The organism is Bradyrhizobium cenepequi (assembly GCF_020329485.1).
Lineage (GTDB): Bacteria > Pseudomonadota > Alphaproteobacteria > Rhizobiales > Xanthobacteraceae > Bradyrhizobium > Bradyrhizobium cenepequi.
Genome location: NZ_JAGKJI010000023.1, coordinates 15,212 through 38,328, shown reverse-complemented (window position 1 = coordinate 38,328; position 23,117 = coordinate 15,212). Strand labels below are relative to the sequence as shown.

16 protein-coding genes and 1 pseudogene are annotated in these 23,117 nt (G+C 63.4%); 10 read left to right on the top strand and 7 right to left on the bottom strand.

All coding sequences use genetic code 11. From position 1 onward, the window contains the following. The first annotated feature begins 69 nt into the window (after positions 1-69). The 3 genes from J6497_RS23070 to J6497_RS23060 all read left to right on the top strand — a co-directional run bounded on the left by J6497_RS23070 (position 70) and on the right by J6497_RS23060 (position 6,540). The gene (locus J6497_RS23070) at positions 70-1,761 is read left to right on the top strand and encodes a methyl-accepting chemotaxis protein (protein ID WP_225706571.1); all 1,692 of its coding nucleotides are present in this window, start codon (positions 70-72) and stop codon (positions 1,759-1,761) included. A gap of 413 nt (positions 1,762-2,174) precedes the next feature. Beyond that, on the top strand, positions 2,175-5,354 hold the full coding sequence (locus tag J6497_RS23065) for an efflux RND transporter permease subunit (RefSeq protein WP_225706570.1): 3,180 nt from the start codon (positions 2,175-2,177) through the stop codon (positions 5,352-5,354). Then, positions 5,344-6,540 carry an efflux RND transporter periplasmic adaptor subunit gene (locus J6497_RS23060; RefSeq protein ID WP_225706569.1) on the top strand — a complete coding sequence of 399 codons (1,197 nt, stop codon included), beginning with the start codon at positions 5,344-5,346 and terminating at the stop codon, positions 6,538-6,540. Before J6497_RS23065 ends, J6497_RS23060 begins: the two co-directional genes overlap by 11 nt. Positions 6,541-6,691: 151 nt before the next feature. Here the strand turns inward: J6497_RS23060 and J6497_RS23055 are convergent, their stop codons facing one another. Both J6497_RS23055 and J6497_RS23050 read right to left on the bottom strand, forming a co-directional pair. After that, positions 6,692-8,212, bottom strand: a complete 1,521-nt coding sequence (locus J6497_RS23055; protein WP_225706568.1) for an acetyl-CoA acetyltransferase — start codon at positions 8,210-8,212, stop codon at positions 6,692-6,694. Between the two features lie 163 nt (positions 8,213-8,375). Further along, the gene (locus tag J6497_RS23050) at positions 8,376-9,509 is read right to left on the bottom strand and encodes a nitronate monooxygenase (protein WP_225706567.1); all 1,134 of its coding nucleotides are present in this window, start codon (positions 9,507-9,509) and stop codon (positions 8,376-8,378) included. A 244-nt stretch (positions 9,510-9,753) separates the two neighbouring features. Between J6497_RS23050 and J6497_RS23045 the strand changes: the two are divergent. Then, positions 9,754-11,411, top strand: a pseudogene (locus tag J6497_RS23045) (flavin-containing monooxygenase). A 138-nt stretch (positions 11,412-11,549) separates the two neighbouring features. Then, entirely contained in the window at positions 11,550-12,425 is an 876-nt protein-coding gene (gene yghU / locus J6497_RS23040) for a glutathione-dependent disulfide-bond oxidoreductase (RefSeq protein WP_225706566.1), read from the top strand. 61 nt (positions 12,426-12,486) lie between these two features. Here yghU and J6497_RS23035 read toward each other — a convergent pair whose 3' ends face one another. The 3 genes from J6497_RS23035 to J6497_RS23025 all read right to left on the bottom strand — a co-directional run bounded on the left by J6497_RS23035 (position 12,487) and on the right by J6497_RS23025 (position 15,515). After that, on the bottom strand, positions 12,487-13,101 hold the full coding sequence (locus J6497_RS23035; protein ID WP_225706633.1) for a flavin reductase family protein: 615 nt from the start codon (positions 13,099-13,101) through the stop codon (positions 12,487-12,489). Between the two features lie 127 nt (positions 13,102-13,228). Continuing rightward, complete coding sequence (locus J6497_RS23030; protein ID WP_225706565.1) at positions 13,229-14,503, bottom strand: acyl-CoA dehydrogenase family protein; 1,275 nt, start codon at positions 14,501-14,503, stop codon at positions 13,229-13,231. Positions 14,504-14,735: 232 nt separating this feature from the next. Next, the gene (locus J6497_RS23025; protein WP_225706564.1) at positions 14,736-15,515 is read right to left on the bottom strand and encodes an SDR family NAD(P)-dependent oxidoreductase; all 780 of its coding nucleotides are present in this window, start codon (positions 15,513-15,515) and stop codon (positions 14,736-14,738) included. 188 nt (positions 15,516-15,703) lie between these two features. Between J6497_RS23025 and J6497_RS23020 the strand changes: the two genes are divergently transcribed. From J6497_RS23020 to J6497_RS23010, 3 genes are read left to right on the top strand one after another with little or no spacing between them, the layout of a single operon-like run. Next, entirely contained in the window at positions 15,704-16,495 is a 792-nt protein-coding gene (locus tag J6497_RS23020) for an enoyl-CoA hydratase/isomerase (protein WP_225706563.1), read from the top strand. Continuing rightward, positions 16,492-17,478, top strand: a complete 987-nt coding sequence (locus J6497_RS23015) for a phosphotransferase family protein (protein WP_225706562.1) — start codon at positions 16,492-16,494, stop codon at positions 17,476-17,478. The genes J6497_RS23020 and J6497_RS23015 overlap by 4 nt, the downstream gene beginning before the upstream one ends. A 1-nt stretch (position 17,479) precedes the next feature. Further along, positions 17,480-17,857 carry a DUF6285 domain-containing protein gene (locus J6497_RS23010; protein ID WP_225706561.1) on the top strand — a complete coding sequence of 126 codons (378 nt, stop codon included), beginning with the start codon at positions 17,480-17,482 and terminating at the stop codon, positions 17,855-17,857. A 225-nt stretch (positions 17,858-18,082) separates the two neighbouring features. On the opposite strand, the gene J6497_RS23005 is transcribed toward J6497_RS23010, so the two are convergent. Further along, positions 18,083-18,862: an enoyl-CoA hydratase-related protein gene (locus J6497_RS23005; RefSeq protein ID WP_225706560.1), complete on the bottom strand. Its 780-nt coding sequence runs from the start codon at positions 18,860-18,862 to the stop codon at positions 18,083-18,085. Positions 18,863-19,082: 220 nt separating this feature from the next. Here J6497_RS23005 and J6497_RS23000 point away from each other — a divergent pair, with 220 nt between their 5' ends. Beyond that, on the top strand, positions 19,083-20,357 hold the full coding sequence (locus J6497_RS23000; protein WP_225706559.1) for an acyl-CoA dehydrogenase family protein: 1,275 nt from the start codon (positions 19,083-19,085) through the stop codon (positions 20,355-20,357). A 969-nt stretch (positions 20,358-21,326) separates the two neighbouring features. Here J6497_RS23000 and J6497_RS22995 read toward each other — a convergent pair. Further along, positions 21,327-22,202, bottom strand: a complete 876-nt coding sequence (locus J6497_RS22995) for an SDR family oxidoreductase (RefSeq protein ID WP_225706558.1) — start codon at positions 22,200-22,202, stop codon at positions 21,327-21,329. Between the two features lie 101 nt (positions 22,203-22,303). Here J6497_RS22995 and J6497_RS22990 point away from each other — a divergent pair, with 101 nt between their 5' ends. Continuing rightward, complete coding sequence (locus J6497_RS22990; protein WP_225706557.1) at positions 22,304-23,116, top strand: crotonase/enoyl-CoA hydratase family protein; 813 nt, start codon at positions 22,304-22,306, stop codon at positions 23,114-23,116. Position 23,117: the final 1 nt, after the last annotated feature.

Below are 23,117 nucleotides of genomic sequence, written 5' to 3'. Positions count from 1 at the left end.
ATTCGGCCAACCCAAAGCACTTTGCATCACCCGGCGTGACCGCGCCAATTACCCAAGAGATTTCCCGACATGTTCGCCAAGTATTCGATCCGCGCCAAGATCATCACCGTGGTTGCGCTGCTACTCGTTGCGATGACGGGCATGGGGCTGCTGGCGGTGCGGAACATGCGGGCGATTAATGCCAATACCGTCGACATCAGCACCAATTGGCTGCCGAGCGTGCGTGTGCTCGGCGAGCTGCGCTCCAGTGTCATTACCTATCGCAACGTGATCCGCGAGCACATGCTTGCGGAGTCGATCGAGGAGAAGCTTGCAGCGGAAAAGACCCTGGCGACGGTTGTCGAGTCCAACAGCAAGGCCCGCAGGACTTACGAATCCCTGATCGCCTCTGCGGAGGAGCGGACGCTTTACAACCAATGGGCTGATACCTGGGACCGGTACAAGAAGGGCACCGAAGAAGTGATGGCCTTGTCGCGCAGGGATGCCGGCAAGATCCCCCACGATGCCCATGAGCTGAACAGCAAGACCGTGAACAAGATCGGTCTGGAGGCCGACGAGCTTCTGAGCAAGGATGTCGCGCTCAACAACGCGGGCGCGGACAAGGCCGCGCAAGATGCTGCCGACAACTTCTCCTCCGCTTTCGTGATGCTCGCCTTCATCGTCCTGGCAGCGGTGCTCGCCGGCGCTGTTATCAGCTTCCTGCTGATCCGCGACGTCTCGGCCGGCATTGCCTCCATCGTCAGGCCGATGCAGGCGCTAGGTCAAGGCGACCTGACCGTGGAAGTGCTGCACCAGGGCGAAAAGACCGAGATCGGCGCGATGGCCGATACGCTCCAGCTGTTCAAGGAAGCGCTGATCGCCAAGAAGGCCGCCGACGACGCTGCGGCCGCCGACGCGGAAGCCAAGATCGAGCGCGGCCGCCGGGTCGACGCGATCACGCGCAATTTCGAGACCATGATCGGCGAGATCGTGCAGACCGTTTCTTCCGCCTCGACCCAGCTCGAATCCGCGGCCGGAACGCTCTCTTCGACCGCCACGCGCTCGCAGGAATTGACCACCGCGGTCGCATCCGCCTCCGAAGAGGCCTCCACCAATGTGCAATCGGTGGCTTCGGCAACCGAGGAGCTGTCATCCTCCGTGACCGAGATCAGCCGCCAAGTCCAGGAATCGGCGCGCATGGCGAGCGATGCCGTCGGCCAGGCCCGCACCACTAACGACCGCGTCAGCGAACTCTCGAAGGCGGCGGCGCGGATCGGCGACGTCGTCGAACTCATCAACACGATCGCGGGCCAGACCAACCTGCTCGCGCTGAACGCGACCATCGAGGCGGCGCGCGCCGGCGAGGCCGGTCGCGGCTTTGCTGTCGTCGCATCCGAAGTGAAGGCGCTGGCCGAGCAGACGGCGAAAGCCACCGGCGAGATCGGCCAGCAGATCACCGGCATCCAGGCTGCTACCCAGGACTCGGTGAACGCGATCAAGGAAATCAGCAACACCATCGAACGGCTGTCGGAGATCTCCTCGACCATCGCCGCGGCGGTGGAGGAGCAGGGCGCGGCCACGCAGGAAATCTCGCGTAACGTGCAGCAGGCTGCTCAGGGCACTCACCAGGTCTCGGCCAACATCACTGACGTGCAACGCGGCGCGACCGAGACCGGTTCGGCCTCCACACAGGTGCTGTCGGCAGCCAAGGCGTTGTCCGGCGACAGCAGCCGCCTCAAGGTCGAGGTCAGCAAGTTCCTGGACTCGGTGCGGGCGGCATAGGTGCTGCCGAGCTCGACGAGAGCCGGCGCCGATCTGCTGACGCGGCGCCCTGGAGCATGATCCGGAAAAGTATGAAGCGGTTTTCCCTCGCGACAAACGCGAAGCGTTTGCGCGGAGATCATGCTCAAACAATAACCTAAAGCGCGATGATGATTCCTCTCATCGCGCCTTAGGGCGAAACGAACGGGCGCATTCTCGTGCGCGTGAAAGCGCCCTGTCGAATCTGCGGCGATTGGAAGGAAATGCTGCGACTTGATCCGGGACTGTCCCGATCGATCACGTATGTCGAGGATGTGAACGCGGATTTCTCACCCAAAGTTGGCTTTTCGCGCCTTTTTCGGTAAATCGACGAGCGAATTGGGTGCAGGGGCTCGCATCCGTTTATTTCACGGGTTCCGGGGAATAACTCGTCAATGATTGCACTGGTCCGTATTGCGCTGAGCCGGCCGTATACTTTTGTCGTGCTCGCGCTGCTTCTCTTGATTGTCGGACCGCTGGCCGCCTTACGCACGCCGACCGATATCTTTCCCGATATCCGCATTCCCGTGATCGGGGTGGTCTGGCAGTACACCGGCCTGCCACCGGACCAGATGGCGGGGCGCATCACGACGCCATTTCAGCGTGCGCTGACGACGACCGTGAACGATATCGAGCATATCGTCGCCAATTCCTACAACGGCTTCGGCATCATCAAGATCTTCTTCCAGCCGAATGTCGACATCCGCACCGCCAACGCTCAGGTCACGGCGATCTCGCAGACGCTCTTGAAGCAGATGCCGCCGGGCGCAACGCCGCCTTTGATCCTGAACTACAGCGCATCCACGGTGCCGATCATCCAGGTCGCGCTGTCCGGTGAGGGGCTCACCGAGCAGAATCTCGCCGATATCGGCATCAACCAGCTCCGCACGCCACTCGTCACCGTGCCCGGTGCAGCCATACCGTATCCGTTCGGCGGCAAGCAGCGTCAGGTGCAGATCGACCTCAATTCCACGGCGCTGCAGGCGCGCGGCCTGTCTGGGCAGGACGTCGCCAATGCGCTGGCTGCACAAAATCTGATCACGCCGGTCGGTACGCAGAAAATCGGCAGTTTCGAATACAACATTCAGCTCAACAATTCGCCGCCGCGGATGGAGGATCTCGGCAATCTGCCGATCAAGACCGTCAACGGTGCCATGGTCTATGTGCGGGATGTCGCCAGCGTCCGTGACGGCAACCCGCCGCAGACCAACATCGTCCATGTCGACGGCAACCGCTCGGTGCTGATGATGGTGCTGAAGGCCGGCGCGATCTCGACGCTCGATATCATCGCCGGCATCAAGCAGAAGGTGATCGACGTCAAGGACCAGCTTCCGGACGCGCTGAAGATCGGCTTTATCGGCGATCAGTCGGTATTCGTCCGCGGCGCCATCACCGGCGTCGCCTTCGAAGGCGTGATCGCCGCATTGCTCACCAGCGTGATGATCCTCTTGTTCCTCGGGAGCTGGCGGTCGACGATCATCATCGCGGTCTCGATCCCGCTGTCTGTGCTCGGCGCCATCATCATGCTGTCGGCCATCGGCGAGACGCTCAATATCATGACGCTCGGCGGATTGGCGCTCGCGGTCGGCATCCTCGTTGACGACGCCACCGTGACGATCGAGAACATCAACTACCATCTGGAGCAGGGCAAGCCGGTCGAGCAGTCCATTCTCGACGGCGCCAACCAGATTGTCACGCCTGCCTTCGTGTCGCTGCTCTGCATCTGCATCGTGTTCGTGCCGATGTTCTTCCTGACCGGCGTCGCACGCTTCCTGTTTGTGCCGATGGCCGAAGCGGTGATGTTCGCGATGATCTGGTCGTTCATCCTGTCGCGCACGCTGGTGCCGACGATGGCGAAATACCTGCTGCAGCCGCACGTGCATCACGAGGGCGGCCTGCCGCCGACGCGCAATCCGTTCAAGCTGTTCCAGCGTGGCTTCGAGGCGCGGTTCGAGCGCATCCGGCGCGGCTATCGCGACATGCTGTCGATGGCGCTCGGACACCGCGCCGTCTTCGTCACCGGATTCCTCGGCTTTGTTGTCGTGTCGTTCCTGCTGGTGCCGTTCCTGGGACGCAACTTCTTTCCGTCGGTCGACGCCGGCAACATCCTGATGCACGTCCGCACCCAGGTCGGCACCCGCGTCGAGGAGACCGCCAACCAGCTCGCCGAGGTGCAGAAGGCGATCCGCAAGATCATCCCGCCCGACGAGATCGACACGCTGGCCGACAACATCGGCATGCCGATCTCCGGCATCAACATGACCTACAACAACACCGGCGTGATCGGCCCGCAGGACGGCGACATCCAGGTCAAGCTGAAGGAAGGCCACAGGCCGACCGAGGAATACGTCCAGGCGTTGCGCGAGCAACTGCCGCGAATGTTCCCCGGCATCAGCTTCGCATTCCTGCCTGCCGACATCGTCAGCCAGATCCTGAACTTCGGCGCGCCGGCGCCGATCGACCTGCAGATCCGTGGCGCCAACCTCGACGCCAATTTCGCCTATGCCAACAAGCTGCTGAGCCGGATCCGCCGCATTCCCGGCATTGCCGACGCGCGCATCCAGCAATCGCCGAACAGCCCCACCTTCAATATCGATGTCGACCGTACCCGCGCACAATATGTCGGGCTGACCGAGCGCGACGTCACCAACAGCCTCGTCGTCAATCTCGCCGGCAGCTCGCAGGTGGCGCCGACCTATTATCTCAATCCGGATAACGGCGTGTCCTATTCGATCGTGATGCAGACGCCGCAATACCAGATCGACTCGCTGAGCGCCCTGCAGACGCTGCCGATCACCGCGAGCAACAACCCGCAATCGCCGATCCTCGGCGGCATCGCCAACATCTCGCGTTCGACCTCGAGTGCGGTCGTTTCCCAATACGATATCCAGTCCATGGTGCAGATCTACGCCACGCCGCAGGGCCGCGACCTCGGCGCGGTCGCCGCCGACGTGCGGGCGCTGATCGCCGAGACCGCAAAGGACGTGCCGAAAGGAAGCTCGGTGGTGCTGCTCGGCCAGGTGCAGACCATGAACAGCGCGTTCTCCGGCCTGTTGTTCGGTCTGCTTGGCGCCGTCGTGCTGATCTATCTCTTGATCGTCGTGAACTTCCAGTCCTGGTCCGATCCGTTCGTGATCATCACCGCACTGCCGGCGGCGCTCGCCGGCATCATCTGGATGCTGTTCGCCACCGAAACCACGCTGTCAGTGCCGGCGCTGACCGGCGCGATCATGTGCATGGGCGTCGCCACCGCCAATAGCGTGCTCGTCATCAGCTTCGCCCGCGAGCGCTACGAGCAGCTCGGCGATCCCATTGCCGCCGCGCTCGACGCAGGTTTTGTGCGCTTCCGCCCAGTGCTGATGACGGCGCTTGCCATGATCATCGGCATGGCGCCGATGGCGCTGGGATTGGGCGAAGGCGGCGAGCAGAATGCGCCGCTCGGGCGCGCCGTGATCGGTGGTCTGATCTTTGCAACGTTCGCGACGCTCATGTTTGTTCCCGTCGTCTTTAGTATGGTACACAAGAAACAAGGCGCCAGCGCCGCCGCCGCACCGGAGATGTCGCATGCCCACTGAACAACGCCCGCCGGTCTCGCGCTGGAAGCTGGGCATTTTCGGGCTTGCCGCCGGTGTCGGCTTGGTCCTCGTCGTCGTCACCGGTATCCGTGCCCGTGAGGAGCAAGGCACCAAGCTCAAGGAATGGACCGATAATCAGGCCATTCCGAGCGTCGCGGTGGCGCCGCCCAGCGCCAAGGTGCTCAATCCCACCATCGACCTGCCGGGCCGGCTGGAAGCCTATTATCGCGCGCCGATCTTCGCGCGCGTATCCGGTTACCTGACGAGCTGGAGCGTTGACATCGGCGCCCGCGTCAAGGCCGGCCAGGTGATCGCCGAGATCGAGGCGCCCGACCTCGACCAGCAATTGCTGCAGGCTCGAGCCGATCTCGCGAGCCAGCAGGCCAGCGCCAAACTCTCCGAAGCGACGCTCACGCGGCGCCGGTCCTTGCTCGCCTCCAACTTCGTCTCGATGCAGGAGATCGACGAGCGCACCGCCGACCTCTCCAACAAGAAGGCCGCCGTCAATTCCGGCCAGGCCAATGTCGAGCGGCTGGAAGCGCTTGCCGGCTACAAAAAGATCACGGCGCCCTTCGACGGCGTCGTCACCGAGCGCAACACCGACGTCGGCGCGCTGATCAATGCCGGCGGCGGCGCGGGGCCGGCGATGTTCATCGTCTCGGACATCTCCAAGCTGCGCGTCTATGTGAACGTGCCGCAAAACTTTGTGCCGTCGATAAAGATGGGCGCCAAGGCCGTCATCACCTTGCCGGAATATCCGAACCGCACTTTCGCGGCAACCGTGGAAACCTCCTCGCAGGCGGTCGATGTCAGCTCGGGAACGACGCGCATGCAGCTCGCGCTGGATAATTCCAGCGGTGAATTGATGCCAGGCGGCTATGCCAATGTGAAGCTGACGCTGCAGCGCGACACCATTCCGCTCCACATCCCCGCCAGCGCGCTGATCTTCGACGGCAATGGCCTGCGCGTTGCGACCGTTGGCGCCGATGACAAGATCCTGTTCAAGAAGGTGACGATTGCGCGCGACCTCGGCAAGGAGATCGAGATCGCCTCCGGCCTCACTCCCGACGACCGCATCATCACTGCCCCGCCCGACGGTATCGCCGACGGCGACCAGGTCCGCGTGGTCGGCGGCGGCGCGAAGAAACCGACCACGGCCTCCGAAAAGCAGGACGTGAAAGGGTAGGGTGCTCTCTCCCTTCACCTCTCCCCGCTCTTGCGGGGAGAGGTCGGCGCGTAGCGCCGGGTGAGGGGACCCTCCGCACTCATATCTTTCGAATTTGCGGAGGCACCCCTCACCCCGCCCTCTCCCCGCAAGAGCGGGGCGAGGGAGAAGGTTACCCCGCCCGCCACTCCGGCACGCCGTCATTCGCCATGACGATGTCGCCTGTGGTGCCGACTGGCGTGCGATTCAAGCTCAAGAGATGCGCCAATGTCTTCGCATCGCTCGCAGGCACGCGGCCGAGCGTGCGGCGGTCGTCTTCGGTGCGCAGCATGACGACGCCATGCTCGATCTCGCCATTGCCGCGGTAGATCACGGTGAAGCTTTCGACCTTGCCCTTGCCCGCGGCCTCGGCGACGAATTCAGGTACCTTGCGGCGGTTGCGGTCGGCTCTAGCCTGCACGCTGGTATCCTGCTTGAGCGTCTCTTTCGGTGCCTCGCGCGACAGCACCAGGCCGTGATGCTTGGTGACGAAACCGCCCTGGCCGTAGAGCAGGCCGCGCCTGGCACCATCGCGGAGCTTGCGCACCATCGCGCAAGCCGCATGCGTCATGTAGGTGTTGAGCGGTGCGCCGAAGAAGGTGAGCCCGCCGGTGACCGTCGGCTGCACGTCGGGGCCCAAGCCTAGCGTGCGTCGCGCCATCTTGGGCACGCAGGGGAAGCAGCTATAGAGCTCGATCGCGTCGAACTTTTTGCCGTCGCCTTCGACGAGATCCATCACCGCCTTGAGCACCGCGGTCTGCGGGTGGCTCTCGAAGAACTGGTCGCGCACGAGATAATCGCGCGGCTCTTCCGCCGACGCTCCGCCGAGCGGATAGACCAGGCGATGTTCGGGGAAGCCGGCCGCGCGTGCCTTGGCGAGACTGGTGAGCAGCAGCGCGCCGCCCATGTTCACGGTCGGATTGGCCACCATCAGCTTGGTGTAGGGCCAGGCGATCAGCCGGTTCTCCGGTGTCGGCGTCGTGATCTCCTCCGGCGTGAAGCGCTTCTTCAGCCACGAATTCGGGTTGTCCGCCGCAACGCTGGCATAGGTCGACCATAGCTGGCCGGACTCCGCCAATGCCTCCCGCGGCGTCTGGGCCCAATGCGCTGACGTTGCGGACTCATAGAGCGGATAGACCGTGATCGGCCTGAACACGCCGAGCTTCACTGCGAGCGGCTTCTGGAACGCGGCGCCACGCTTCGGCTCCTCGACATCATGCGCAAACGGCGTCCAGGGCAGGGCGATGCCGCCGCGATCCGCTTTGGTCGCGGTCGACTGCGCCTCCGCGCCGCAGACCGCGGCCACGCTGCATTCGCCGCGCGCGATCCGCTGTGCCGCTTCGTGCAAATAGCGGATCGGGCTCTCGCCGCCGACCGGGCCGTAATAGAGATGCGCCGGCTTGATGCCGAGCCGTTCGGCGAGCAGTTTCTCCGGATCGCGATAGCGCCAGCTCAGGAAATTGACGACGTCGAGCGACTGGACATCACCAAGCAGCTTGGCCCCGCTGTCGGCTTCGGCGCGTCTCAGTGCTTCTTCAAGCAGCGCCAGCGGTTCGAGGCCGGCGGCGATGTCCTTGGGACGATCGACGATCTCGCCGACGCCGACGATGACGGGGATACGGTCTTCGGGGATGGAAACAACTGTGTTGGTCATTGTTCTTGATGTTCACCTTCTAGCACTAGGCAAGACCCTCATCCTGAGGAGCGCGGAACGCGCGTCTCGAAGGATGAGGCCACCGGCGGGCCTACATGGTTCGAGACGGCGCTGCGCGCCTCCTCACCATGAGGGGTGAGAGCACTCGGCTTTACGAGCAATATCACTCCGCCACCAGCGCATTCATGTGCTCCACCGCCTCGATAAAATCTTCCTTGAATTCCTGTACCACGGCGCCCGCCGATTTCACGCTGTCGATCAGGCCGACGCCCTGGCCGACGAAGTAGCTGACGAGGTCGCGCGCTTTCGCGTTGCCGGCAGCGGCCGAGCGGTCGATCGAGTTGAAGGCGTCGCGGCTGATGATGCTCTGCAGCGGCATCGGCAGCGCGCCGGGACTGTCGGGTGAGCGGTCCCATGCGTCGGTCCACACCGAACGAAGCTGCCGCGCCGGCTTGCCGGTGCGTCCCCTCGAGCGTACCGCATCGCGCGAGGACGCAGCGACCATCTTCTCACGGAAGATTTCCGTGGTCTCGGATTCCACGGTGGCGAGCCACACCGAGCCGGTCCAGACGCCTGCGGCGCCCATCGCCATCGCGGCCGCCATCTGGCGCCCGGTCATGATACCGCCCGCGGCCAAGACCGGCACGTCGCGGATCGGCTTGATCGCCTTGATGACCTCCGGCACCAGCACCATGGTCGAGACTTCGCCGCAATGGCCGCCGGCCTCGGTGCCCTGCACGACGAGGATGTCGACACCGGCCGCGACCTGGCGCAGCGCGTGCTCCTTGGCGCCGACGAGGGCCGCGACCGGCACACCGTGCTTGCGGCCCATGTCGATCATCTCCTTCGGCGGCACGCCCAGCGCATTGGCGATCAGCTTGATCGGATGCTTGAAGGAGACTTCCAATAGTTCGAGCGCGCGCTGCGCGTCGAACGGCTGCGGCTGGTTGTCGGCGACATCAGTCGTCGTCAGCTCGACGCCGTATTTCTTCAGGAGGCTCCGGGTGAAGTCGCGATGTTCGGGCGAGATCCGCTGCTCGAGGCTCTTCCAGGTGACGTTCTTCTCGCCGGCGGTCGAGATGTTCTCGGGGATCAGCACGTCGAGTCCGTAAGGCTTGCCGTCGACGTGGTCGTCGATCCATTTCAGTTCCTGCTCGATGCTCTCTGGCGAATGCACGGTCGCGCCCAGCACGCCAAATCCGCCGGCGCGGCTGACGGCGGCCACGACGTCGCGGCAATGGCTGAAGGCGAGCAGGGGGAATTCTATACCCAGCATGTCGCAGATCGGCGATTTCATGGATGCGTTCTCTCTCCCGTGGCAGCTTGTGCTGCTTTTCTTGCTTGAAGGGCGACGATATCGATCAGGCTAACGCATGGCGGACAGGAAAGCCAATCGGCTTTCGACGACTTGCGTGCAGGCGCTATGCATTCCGCGTGGCAAAATAAGCAACGCCTATCAGTTGCGCTTTGTCTCTTGCGCTTTGGGGCTTCGCGGAGAATGCTGGCCGATAACGAAAAGAACTTACAGGGAGTCTGCGTCCATGTCCGTCCCGTCATCCGCCTCCGGCAACCCTGCCGCGCATTACGACGTCGTCGTCGTCGGTGCCGGCTTCGCCGGCATGTACATGCTGCACCGGTTGCGCGGTCTCGGCTTTTCGGCGAGGGTCTATGAGCAGGGCAGCGGCGTCGGCGGCACCTGGTACTGGAACCGCTATCCCGGCGCGCGCTGCGACGTCGAGAGCATGCAATATTCCTATTCGTTCAGCGAGGAGCTGCAGCAGGAATGGGACTGGAGCGAGCGCTACGCGCCGCAGCCGGAGATCCTGCGCTACGCCAACCATGTCGCCGATCGCTTCAAGCTGCGTCCCGATATCCAGTTCGACACCCGCGTCGAAGCTGCCGTGTTCGACGAGGCCAGCAAGCTCTGGTCGGTGACCACCTCCGACGGCAAGACCGTCACCGCCAAATTCGTGGTGCTTGCCACCGGCTGCCTGTCGAATGCGCGCAAGCCAGACATCAAGGGTCTCGATCGGTTCAAGGGCCAAGTCTATCACACCGGCCATTGGCCGCATGAGCCGGTGGATTTCACTGGGCTGCGCGTCGGCGTGATCGGGACCGGCTCATCCGGCATTCAGTCGGTGCCTGTGATCGCCGAGCAGGCGAGCCATCTTACCGTGTTCCAGCGCACTGCGAATTTCTCCATACCGCTCGCAATGCCAAGCTGCTAGATGAGGAACGCGCATGGTTTCGCGCGAACTACCCTGAGATCCGCCGCATCGAGCGGGAAGTCGCGCGCAACGGCATCTATACCGATTTTCCCGACCGCGGCGCGCTCGATGATGGCGACAACGAGCGCCGCGCCAAGTACGAGGCGCGGTGGCAGCGTGGCGGACTGACTTTCATGTCAGCCTACAATAATCTCGCGTTGGACCAGGCGGCGAACGATACGGCCGCGAACTTCGTGCGGGAGAAGATCGCGGAGATCGTCAAGGATCCCGAGAAGGCCAGGCTGCTGCAGCCGAACAATCACCCGATCGGCTCCAAGCGCATCTGCGTCGACACCGACTATTTCGCGACCTTCAACCGTCCCAACGTGACGCTGGTCGACATCAGGAGCAACCCGATCGAGGAGATCACCGAAAATGCCGTCCGCACCACGGCGGCCGCGTATCAACTCGACGCGCTGGTGCTGGCGACCGGCTTCGACGCCATGACGGGGTCGGTGGCAAAGATCGACATTCGCGGCCGCGACGGGCTGACGTTGAATGCGAAATGGGCCGAGGGGCCGCGCACCTATCTTGGCCTGATGAGCGCCGGTTTTCCGAACCTCTTCATCATCACCGGTCCCGGCAGTCCGTCGGTGCTGTCGAACATGATCGTCTCGATCGAACAGCATGTCGATTGGATCAGCGATTGTCTGGACGACATGCGAAAGCGTGACCTCGACACGATGGAGGCGACCACGGAGGCCGAGGACAAATGGGTGGCGCACGTCAACGAGGTCGCTCACACCACGCTCTATCCGCAGGCCAATTCCTGGTACATGGGCGCCAATATTCCCGGCAAGCCGCGGATATTCATGCCCTATATCGGCGGCGTCGGAGCCTACAGGCAGATTTGCGATGAGGTGGCGGCCAAGGGCTACGACGGCTTTGTGATGGCGGGCACAGCACGGCGGCAGCGGGCGGCCGCGTCCTGAATCCACCCTTGTATGGTCGGCGAGGCATGCCCACCATATTCCAATGCACTTATGGATGGCGGGCACGGCGCCTGCGCGCCTTTGCCTGCCTTGCGCATTCAGCTAAATAGTCGCGCCTTCCGCGCTGGAGCCGAACGAATGACCGATGCACCCGCCTATGAGCCGCCGAAAGTCTGGACCTGGAACGAGGAGAACGGCGGCCGTTTCGCCAATATCAACCGCCCGATTGCAGGCCCTACGCATGAGAAGGAACTTCCAGTAGGAAAGCATCCGCTGCAACTTTATTCTCTGGCGACGCCGAACGGCCAGAAAGCCACGATCATGCTGGAAGAGCTGCTCGCGCTCGGCCATTCCGGCGCCGAATATGACGCCTGGCTGATCAAGATCGACGGCGATCAGTTCGGCAGCGGCTTTGTTGCGGTCAATCCGAACTCCAAGATCCCTGCATTGATGGACCGCAGCGGACCGGAGCCGATCCGCGTGTTCGAGTCCGGCTCGATATTGCTTTATCTCGCCGAGAAGTTCGGCGCCTTGGTGCCGACCGATCGCAAGACGCGCACCGAATGCCTGAACTGGCTGTTCTGGCAGATGGGCAGCGCGCCCTATCTCGGCGGCGGCTTCGGCCACTTCTATGCCTATGCGCCGACCAAGATCGAATACGCCATCAACCGCTTCGCGATGGAGGTGAAGCGCCAGCTCGACGTGCTCGACCGCCGGCTTGCGGAGGTCGAGTACCTCTCAGGCGGCGACTACTCGATCGCGGATATCGCGGTCTGGCCGTGGTATGGCGGGCTCGTCAAGGGCCTGCTCTATGGCGGCGGCGAATTCCTGTCGGTACAGGACTACAAGAACGTGCAGCGCTGGACCGATCAGATCGCAAAACGCCCGGCCGTGAAACGCGGTCGCATCGTCAACCGCATCTCGGGCGATCCCGCAAACCAGTTGCACGAGCGCCACGACGCCAGCGATTTCGAGACCAGGACGCAGGACAAGATCGGGCAGGTGGCGAGCTAAAGCGTTTTCGAGCGAAGTGGGCACCGGTTCGCGTGAAGAAAACGCGTCAAAACAAGAAGCGCTAACCCTTCGCGCCCTCGGCTGCCGGAAACACCACCCGGTCATCGGTGCGGCAATAGCGGTCGGCGAACATGCGGCCGACCGGGTGGTATCGCTCCATGTGCACGCGCTTGGCCTCGCGGTCCCACAGCTCGTCGCGGATGTAGAAGTGGATGCCTTCGCCCATAATCAGCCGGCGGTCACCATTGACGTCGATGATCCTCCAGGTCTTGCATTCCATCGCCCACGGCGCGTCCGCAAGGCGCGGCACCGCCACTCTGGTCGATGGTGCAAGCTTCAGTCCGAGATAATCGGGCTCGCCGACATCAGGCGGAAAGTCGCCGCTGGTCTCGTGCATCGCACGCGCCAGCGGCTCGTCGGTCATGTTGACCACGAACTCGCCGGTGCGTTCGATGTTCACCAGCGTATCCTTCGCCCGCCCGTCCGGCCGCAGATTGACCGCGAACATGCAGAGCGGCGGGTCCTCGCAGAACACGTTGAAGAAGCTGAACGGCGCGGCATTGACGATGCCGGTCGGACCGATACTTGTCACCCAGGCAATCGGCCGCGGCAGCACGAAGGACGCCAGCACCTTGTAGCGTTCACGCGGCTTCAGATCGCTGGCATCGTATTCCATAGTGGCTCCAATGGCTGGTCCGAACCCAATCTTGTCATTGCCGGGCTTGACCCGGCAATCCATCACCTTGCGAAAATGCTTGTCGTTGATGGATGCGCGGGTCAAGCCCGCGCATGACAGGTGAGCGTTACGGCATGCTCAGTTCATGCCGGCCGACCACCATCCAGTGTACCTCATCCGGACCGTCGGCGAAGCGGAGGTGGCGGACGTCCTGGTACATCTCGGCCAGCGGCGTCCATTGCGAGATGCCGGTGGCGCCGTGCATCTGGATCGCCTGGTCGATGATCTTGCAGGCGCGCTCGGGGATCATGGCCTTGACCATGGAGACCCAGACGCGCGCTTCCTTGTTGCCGAGCACGTCCATCGCCTTCGCCGCCTTCAACACCATCAGCCGCATCGCCTCGATCTCGCAGCGCGCCTGCGCGATGATCTGCAGATTGCCGCCGAGATGGGCGATCTTCTTGCCAAAGGCTTCGCGGGTGAGGCCGCGCTGCACCATCATATCGAGCGCCTTCTCGGCCTTGCCGATCGTGCGCATGCAATGGTGGATGCGGCCCGGCCCCAGACGAACCTGGGAGATTTCAAAGCCGCGGCCCTCGCCGAGCAGCATGTTGTCCTTCGGCACCCGGACATTGTTGAAGCGCAAATGCATGTGGCCACGCGGCGCATGATCCTGCCCGAACACATGCATGGGGCCGAGGATCTCGACGCCGGGCGTGTCCTTCGGCACCAGGATCTGCGACTGCTGTTTGCTCGGCGGCGCATCGGGATTGGTCTTCACCATCACGATCATGATCTTGCAGCGGGGATCGCCGAGGCCGGAGATGTAATATTTTTCGCCGTTGATGACCCACTCGTCGCCGACGAGTTTTGCCGTGGTGGAGATGTTCTTGGCGTCCGAGGAGGCGACGTTGGGCTCGGTCATGGCGTAGGCCGAACGGATCTCGCCGTTCAGAAGCGGCTTCAGCCACTTCTCCTTCTGCTCCTTGGTGCCCACACGCTCCAGCACCTCCATGTTGCCGGTGTCGGGCGCCGAGCAGTTCATGGTCTCGGACGCCAGCGGGCTCTTGCCGAGCTCGGCCGCGATATAGGCGTAGTCGAGATTGTTCAGGCCTTCGCCGGTCTCGGCATCGGGCAGGAAGAAATTCCACAGCCCTTCTTCTTTGGCCTTCTTCTTGGCTTTCTCCAGAACCTCGATCTGGCCGTCGGTGAAGCTCCAGCGGTCCTTCTTGTTCTCGCCGTGCCGATAGAATTCGACCGACATCGGGTCGACGGTTTCGCGGATGAACTTCTTCACATGCTCATAAAGCGGGAGGACCTGATCCGACATGCGGAGATCGTTGAGATCGTCACCCGGATTGAGTGTGTAGTTGGTGGTCCGGGGTATGTAGGCGTGTTTCATTTTATTCCTCCCATCGCTGAGATCGTTGCGGCCAACAATAGACGCGGCGGCTTGAAAGTGCGAGCGCGCTTTTTTCATGGGTGCCTGCGCCGACGCTGCGCAGATACGAGTGCCGCATCACGGAATTCGAACGATGTTTAAAACGCTGTACTGCTGCCGTAGGGTGGGCAAAGCGAAGCGTGCCCACCTTTCTTACTGCGCTTTGCCCACCCTATGCACCACCGACGTTGCCTCAGAACGCGGTGTAGCCGCCATCGATCACGAAGCAATCCGCCGTGTGGTACGACGACGCATTGCTCATCAAATAGACCGCGATGCCGCCGAAATCGGAAGGCTCGCCGAAGCGGCGCACGGGAATGCGCGGCATCACGTTGGCGACGAATTTCTCATTCGCCATGATGCCCGCCGTCATCTCGCTCTTGATCCAGCCGGGGAGGATCGCATTCGCGGTGACGCCATGGCGTGCGAGCTCGACGCCGAGCGCGCGGATTAGCGCGTTGATCGCGGCCTTGGTGCCGGCATAGTGCTCGTTGCGAGCAGTGCCGAACAGCGACGCCAGGCTCGAGGTGGCAACGAGCCGGCCGAAGGCGTCGCCGGCCTCGGCGCGCTCGGTCATGTGGCGGGCGGCGGCCTGGAACACGTGGAAAACGCCGTCGAGATTGGTCGCGAACATGGTTCGCCATTCCTCCTCGGTACGGTCGATGAAGGCGCGCCGTCCACCGCCGCCGATCCCGGCATTGGCGAAGCAGCCGTCGACGCGGCCGAACGTGTCGAGCGTCGCCTTCATCGCGTCCTGCACGGAGGCGACGCTGCTGACGTCGCAGATGCGGGTGTCGACCTTGCCTGGACCCGCCGCCATCGTCGCCGCTGCCGCCTTGTTCTTGTCGGCGTTGCGGCCCCAGATCGAGACATCGCAGCCGGCGGCATTCAGCGCCTGCGCAATGCCAAGCCCGATCCCGCCATTGCCACCGGTGATGACCGCGACGCGGCCCGAGAGGTCGAAGATGCTCATGGTATTTTTCCTTGGCGTATTTCCCTGGGGGTGTTTCCATTTTGCCTGACGCACGTTAATCGTGCATCCGAAAGCGAGGTGTTCTGGTCCACCATGGACAAGCCCGCCTCAAAAATCAAATATGGGTCGGAGCAACAGATTTGACCTACCGCGCTATCCATGGCGCGGGTGCAACTCGCGAGGAAACAATGCAATTCAAGCACGTCACGCTCGATTTCGATGGACCGGTCGCGGTCCTCAAGCTCGACCATCAGGAGGTCATGAACGCGGTGTCGATCGACATGCTCGGCGGCCTGGCCGAGGCGCTCGATGCGATCGAGGACAAGCGGGACGAGGTGCGCTGCCTCGTCATCACCGGCGCCGGCCGCGCCTTCTGCACCGGCGCCAATCTGCAGGGGCGCAACAACCAGACGCCCGGCAGGCGTAACGCGGGCGCGGCGCTGGAGACCGCGTTCCATCCATTCCTGCGGCGGCTGCGCAACCTGCATTGCCCGATCGTCACGGCGGTCAATGGTCCGGCGGCGGGCGCCGGCATGAGCTTCGCGCTGATGGGCGACATGATCCTGTGCGCGCGCTCGGCCTATTTCCTGCAGGCGTTCCGCCGCATCGGCCTGGTGCCGGATTGCGGCTCGACATGGCTGTTGCCGCGGCTTGTCGGCAAGGCGCGTGCAATCGAATTGTCGCTGATGGGCGAGCGGCTGCCGGCCGAGAAGGCGCTGGAATGGGGCCTTATCAACCGCCTCTATGACGACGGCGTGCTGATGGAAGAGGCGATGAAGCTCGCGCATGAGCTCGCCAACGGCCCGACCGTTGCGCTGTCGCTGATCCGCAAGCTCTATTGGGACAGCCCGGAGAATTCGTTCGAGGATCAGCTCGATCTCGAATATCAGTCCCAGCGCCTGGCCGGCACCACCGAGGATTTCAAGGAAGGCGTCACCGCGTTCCTCGAGAAGCGGCCGGCGAAGTTCAAGGGCAAATGATCGAGGCCGAGCTCGCGCGCTGCGTCGCGTCGTTCCATCCGGGCGCGACCGGCATCACCGGCGCCGCCAAACTCTCCGGCGGCGCCAGCCAGGAGAGCTGGAGCTTCGACATCGTGCATCCGGACGGCAATGTCGGCGCGATCTTGCGCCGCGCGCCGCCGGGCTATGGCGCAGCACCCTCGCGCGCGGCCGGGCTCGATGCCGAGGCGAGCTTGATGCAGCTTGCCCATGACGCCGGCCTGCCGTCGCCGCGCGTGTTGCATGTGCTGAAGCCGGAGGAGGGGCTCGGCACCGGCTTCATCATGGCGCGCATCGAAGGCGAAACCATCGCGCGGAAAATCCTGCGCGACGAGCAGTTTGCCAAAGCGCGGCCGCTGCTGGCGCGCCAGCTCGGCTGTGTCGCAGCCGGCATCCACGGCTTGCCGGCGGCCAAATTGCCGAAGCTGCGGCAGATGACGGCGAGCAAGGAGATCGGCGACCTCGAGCGCGAATATCGCGGTTTCGACTGGCCGCGTCCCGTGTTCGAGCTGGCGCTGCGCTGGCTGCGCGACCACGATCCCGGTCCATCGGCCGAGGTGACGCTGGTGCATGGCGATTTCCGCCATGGCAACCTCATCATTGGTCCCGACGGCGTGCGCGCGGTGCTGGACTGGGAGCTCGCACATTTCGGCGATCCGATGGAGGATCTCGGCTGGATCTGCGTCAACTCCTGGCGCTTCGGCGAGATCGACAAGCCAGTCGGCGGCTTCGGCTCGCGCGAGGACCTGTTCGCAGGCTATGAGGAGGCCGGCCGCAAGGTCGATCCTGTCAGGGTGATGTTCTGGGAAGTGATGGGCACGCTGCGCTGGGGCGTGATGTGCTGCGGCATGATGCAGCGCTTCCGGAGTGGCCCCGACCATTCGATGGAGCGTGCGATGATCGGCCGCCGTGCGTCGGAGACCGAGATCGATCTGCTCAGGCTATTGGCACCGCGAGGGCATTGAGATGCAGGACGAACCGACACCTAACGAGCTGATCAAGGCCGTTGCGGATTTCCTGCGGAGCGAGATCGCGCCTGCGATCAAGGGCCACAACGCCTTCAAGCTCCGCGTTGGCATCAACGCGCTCGATCTGGTGACGCGGCAGCTTGCACTGGCGCATGCAGCCGATGCCGCGGAGGCGGCGCGGCTGAAGCAGTTGCTCGGTATCGACGGTTCGCTGATCGAACTGAACCGCATGCTTTCGGAGAAGATTGCCAAAGGCGAAGTCGATCTGCAGACGCCGGGACTGGCCGATCATCTCTGGCGGACCACGATGGACAAGCTCGCGGTCGACCAGCCGAACTATGCGTCCTACAAGCGCGAGCTGGGCCAGAAATCGTAGGATGGGTAGAGCGAAGCGAAACCCATCATCACGCATGAGGACGCGTGATGGGTTTCGCTTCGCTCTACCCATCCTACAACAACGTCAAGCATGATTGTCATTGCGAGGAGCGAAGCGACGAAGCAATCCACGCCTCCGCAAGTGGAGAAATGGATTGCTTCGCGGAGCCTGTCATCGGGCGGCGCTGCGCGCCGACCCGGTGGCTCGCAATGACGGAGAAACCACCTATCGCCCTACCCATTTCGGCGGGCGCTTCTCCGCAAATGCCTTCGGGCCCTCGATGTAATCCTGCGACGCCGCCATCGCCTTCACCGCCGGATATTCGCGCTGCTCGTTGATCGCCTGCTCCAGCGATACCGCCAGCCCTCGCTCGATGGTCTGCTTGGAGGCGCGGATCGACATCGGCGAGTTCTTGCAGATGGTCTCGGCCCAGCGCACCGCCGCGGCCAGCGCTTCGCCCTGCGGCACCACCTCGTTGACGAAGCCGAGCTCAAGGCCTTCCTTCGCGCTGACGTGACGCGCGGTGAGGATCATGCCCATGGCGCGCTTCAGCCCGATCTGCCGCGGCAAACGGTGCAGCCCGCCGGCAAGCGCGGCGAGCCCCACGCGTGGTTCCGGCAGCGCGAAGGTCGCATTCTCGGCGGCGATGATGAGGTCGCAGGCGAGTGCGATCTCAAAGCCGCCGCCCATCGCCACGCCGTTGACCGCGGCGATGATCGGCTTGTCGCAGTCGAAGCGCGAGGTCAGCCCGCCGAAACCGCCCTTGTCCCAGCCGCGCTTGCCGCCAGCCGCCTGCCATTTCAGGTCGTTGCCAGCGCAGAACGCCTTGTCGCCGGCGCCGGTGACAATCGCGACCCACTGTTCGGGATCGGCGGAGAAATCATCGAACACCTTGTTGAGCTCGAAATGCGCGTCGATATGCAGCGCGTTGTACACTTCGGGACGCGACAGCGTCACGATGGTGATCGGGCCCTTGCGTTCCACCTTCGAGAATTTCAGATCCATGCTCGCTCCCGCTGATTTTCTGTGGCGAAGAATATTGGTCGCAATACTAGCGCGCGCCGGCGCCCTGACGCTACCCAATTACGCAACACCTCTGCGCGCATCAGGCGTGATGCGCTTGCTTGACTTGGACGCCGTCTTCTCACCTTAATCGAGGGGAGCAGAGGTGCGCAGCGCCTAAACGCAAAACGACAAGCAACGACATCTTGCGGGAGAGACTGCCTTGGATTTCAACCTGCCGGCCGACCTCGTCGCCTATCTCGCCGAACTCGATTCCTTCATCGAACGCGAGATCAAGCCGCTGGAGGAGGCTGACGACAATATCCGCTTTTTCGACCACCGCCGCGAATGGGCGCGCACCGATTTCGACAATGGCGGCCTGCCGCGGCACGAATGGGAAGCACTGCTGCGAAAAGCGAAGGACCGCGCCGACGCCGCGGGCCATCTGCGCTTTGCGATCCCGAAACGCTATAGCGGCAAGGACGGCTCGAACCTCTGGATGGCCGTGATCCGCGAGCATTTTGCCTCGAAGGGGCTCGGCCTGCACAACGACCTGCAGAACGAGCATTCGATCGTCGGCAATTTCCCCGTCGTCACCATGCTGGACCGCTACGGCAGCGATGCGCAGAAGGCGATGATCGACGGCTCGATATCAGGAAAATACCGCATCACCTTTGGTCTTACGGAGCCCGACCACGGCTCCGACGCAACGCATATGGAGACCAAGGCGGAGCCAGCGACCCGGGACAACGTTAAGGGCTGGCTCATCAACGGCGAGAAGATGTGGACCACGGGCATGCATGTCGCGACCCACTGCGCGCTGTTCGCGCGCACGTCGGGCAATGACGGTGACGCCCGCGGCATCACCTGCTTTTTGGTGCCGGCGAAATCGGAAGGCGTGAAGGTCGAGGAATATATGTGGACCTTCAACATGCCGACCGATCATCCCCGCGTCAGCTTCACGGATGTGTTTGTTCCTGAGGATGCGCTGTTCGGCGAGGTCGGCCGCGGGCTGTCGCTCGCGCAATGCTTCGTGCACGAGAACCGCATCCGCCAAGCCGCAAGCTCGCTCGGCGCCGCCGTCTACTGCATCAATGAAAGCGTCAACTATGCGCGGGAGCGAAGGCCGTTCGGCAAGGCGCTGGCCGAGAACCAGGCGATCCAGTGGCCGCTGGTCGAACTCGCCACCCAGGCTGAGATGCTGCGGCTCCTGATCCGCAAGACAGCGTGGGAAATGGACCAGGTCACCCAGGCGCAGGTCGAGCACACGCTCTCCGACAAGGTCTCGATGTGCAACTACTGGGCAAACCGCCTGTGCTGCGAGGCGGCCGACCGTGCCATGCAGGTCCACGGCGGCATGGGCTATTCGCGCCACAAGCCGTTCGAGCACATCTACCGCCATCACCGCCGCTACCGCATCACCGAAGGCAGCGAGGAGATCCAGAAGCGCAAGGTGGCCGGGTTCCTGTTCGGCTATATGGGGGCAGGGAAGCGTTAGTTTCCCGCCGTTGCGTGCGCCCCAACCTCGGCCGTCATTCCGGGGCGTCCGAAGGACGAACCCGGAATCCATCGGGCCGCCGGCGCAAGTGGCGCAATGGATTCCGGGCTCGACGCTTCGCGTCGCCTCGGAATGACGGCCGAGGAAAATTCGCGAGCGATTCCAAGGTGATTTGGCCCGTCCAGTGCTCGCGCGAAAAATAAATCGCTTAACCCGTCGGGCAAATCAGCACTATGACTCCGCGCGTCTCATCCAAATGAGGGGCGGCTCGCGATCGTCACGAACGTGCGGTGAGATGCGGTGGACGCGGGTGTTGCGACTGACGAGCGCAGCTATCCGTGGACGGCGAAGTCGTGTGGTTCTGGCGCCCCGACGCTGGCGCTAAGTTCGCGAGCAGCAAGAGCTGCCGCGGATGACGGTGGCAAGAAAGCCCGGTCACCGGGAAGAGCACGAAGTAAGCTGTAAAACCATCGCGCAGGGAAAGCCGGTGTTGCTCCGGTTGACCTGTGGTCCTACCCCCGTGCTTTTTGTTGCACGGGGCCCACGGGTGCAACCGGCACCCGGCTTTCCCTGCGCCCTCTATTCGACGAGAGGGTGAAGAATGATGCAAACCTCGGGCAATCAATGCTGCAAGAATACGGACTCACATCCGCCATTTGAATCAGACGTAGGATGGGTAGAGCGAAGCGAAACCCATCATTCGCGAGGCTCGCTCCATCGCGATGGGTTTCGCTGCGCTCTACCCATCCTACGAGCTACGAGCTCTACCCATCCTACGAGCCTGCTGTTTGAAAATTGATTGAGCTCTTCCCCACGTCGTCCCGGTCTTGAGCCGGGATCCATAACCACAAGTGCTTATTGTTATGCAAAGCTGCAACCACTTGCTCACACCACAACGCACATCGGTGGTTATGGGTCCCTGCTTTCGCACGCTTTCGCGGGGACGACAGCGGTGTTTGCCGCGCGACCTCACCCCCGCGCCGCGCGGTCCTTCTCGTTCTGCGCCTTGATCTGTTCGCGCGCGTTGCTCCAGTCGTCGTCGCTCCATTCGCGGAGCTGATAGAAATTGCCGCCCATCGCAAGCGCCTGCGCGCCGTCCATCGCGATGGTCTCGCCGTTGATCCAGTCGCAGCCGCCGGAGATCAGGAACACGGCGAGGTTCTGCAATTCCTCCATGGTGCCGACGCGGCCCATCGGGTTCATCGCCTTGGTCCGCGCGCCGGCTTCATCACGTGGCTTGATGCGCTTGCTCATGCCTTCGGTCGGGATTTCGCCGGGCGCAATCGTGTTGAGGCGGATGCCGTGTTTGCCCCATTCGACCGCGAGCGACATCGTCATGGCGTGGATCGCGGACTTGCTCATCGCCGACGGCACCACATAGGGCGAGCCGTTGCGTACCCAGGTGACGGTGATCGACACCACGTTGCCGCGGTGCTTGCCGGCGATCCAGCGCCGCCCCACCGCATGGGTGACGTAGAAGGTGCCGTGCATCACGATGTTGGCCACCGCGTCGAAGCCGCGCGGCGAGAGCTCTTCGGAGCGCGAGATAAAGTTGCCGGCGGCGTTGTTGATGAGGTCGGTGAGGGGACCGCTGGTCGCCCAGATCGCCTCGATCATCTCGTCGACAGCCTGTGCGCTCCGGATATCGACGCCGTGGCTGACCACGCGACCGCCATACTGGTCCATCAGCTCGGTTGCGGTCTCGTCGCAGACGATCTTGCGGCGGCCGCAGATGTGAACCTCGGCTCCCAGCTGCAGGAACTTCGCGGCCATGGACTTGCCGAGGCCGGTGCCGCCCCCGGTCACGAGGATGCGCCGCCCGGCGAGAAGCTGATCTCTAAACATGGTTTCCACCCAAAGGGGATTGTCAGTTAATTGGTCGATTGACTAAAACCGGCAACGGCCCATCTGTAAAGCGCCATCAAAGAACAGCGGAGGACAATTCCATGGAGCAACGCGTCACGATCTCGGTATCCGATGGGATCGCCGATGTCCGGCTGGTGCGCGCGGACAAGATGAATGCGCTGGATGCCCCGATGTTCGAGGCGCTGGTGGCCGCGACCGAGCGGCTTTCCAAGGAGAAGGGCGTCCGGGTGGTAGTATTGTCCGGGGAGGGGCGGGCGTTCTGCGCCGGCCTCGACATGGGACGTTTCGCCGCGATGAAGGAGAAGGGCGGCAACGGGATCGCCGGCGGCGAAAAGCGCGATCTCACCATCCGCACCCACGGCCAGGCCAATTTCCCGCAACAGGCGGTTTGGGGCTGGCGGCAGCTCCCGGTGCCGGTCATCGCCGCGGTCCATGGCGTCGCGTTCGGCGGCGGCTTTCAACTCGCGCTCGGCGCCGACATGCGCTTCCTCAGCACCGATGCGCGGATGTCGATCATGGAGATCAAATGGGGCCTGGTGCCGGACATGGCGGGCACGCCGATCCTCGCCACGCTGGTGCGCGACGATATCCTGCGCGAGCTCACCTATACGGGGCGCATCTTCTCGGCGCAGGAGGCGCTCAGCTATGGCCTCGCCGCCCGGGTGTGCGACGATCCGCGCGCCGCGGCTTTCGAGGTCGCGCGCGAGATCGCCGGCAAGAGCCCGGATGCGATCCGCGCGGCGAAGCGCCTGCTGAACAAGCTGTCGGTCGATCCGGGTCCTGCGCTGCTCGCCGAATCCGTCGAGCAGCAGAAATTGTTGGGCAGTCCGAACCAGAGCGAAGCCGTACGCGCCAACATGGACAAGCGCCCGCCGCGCTTTGTGGACGCGTGAG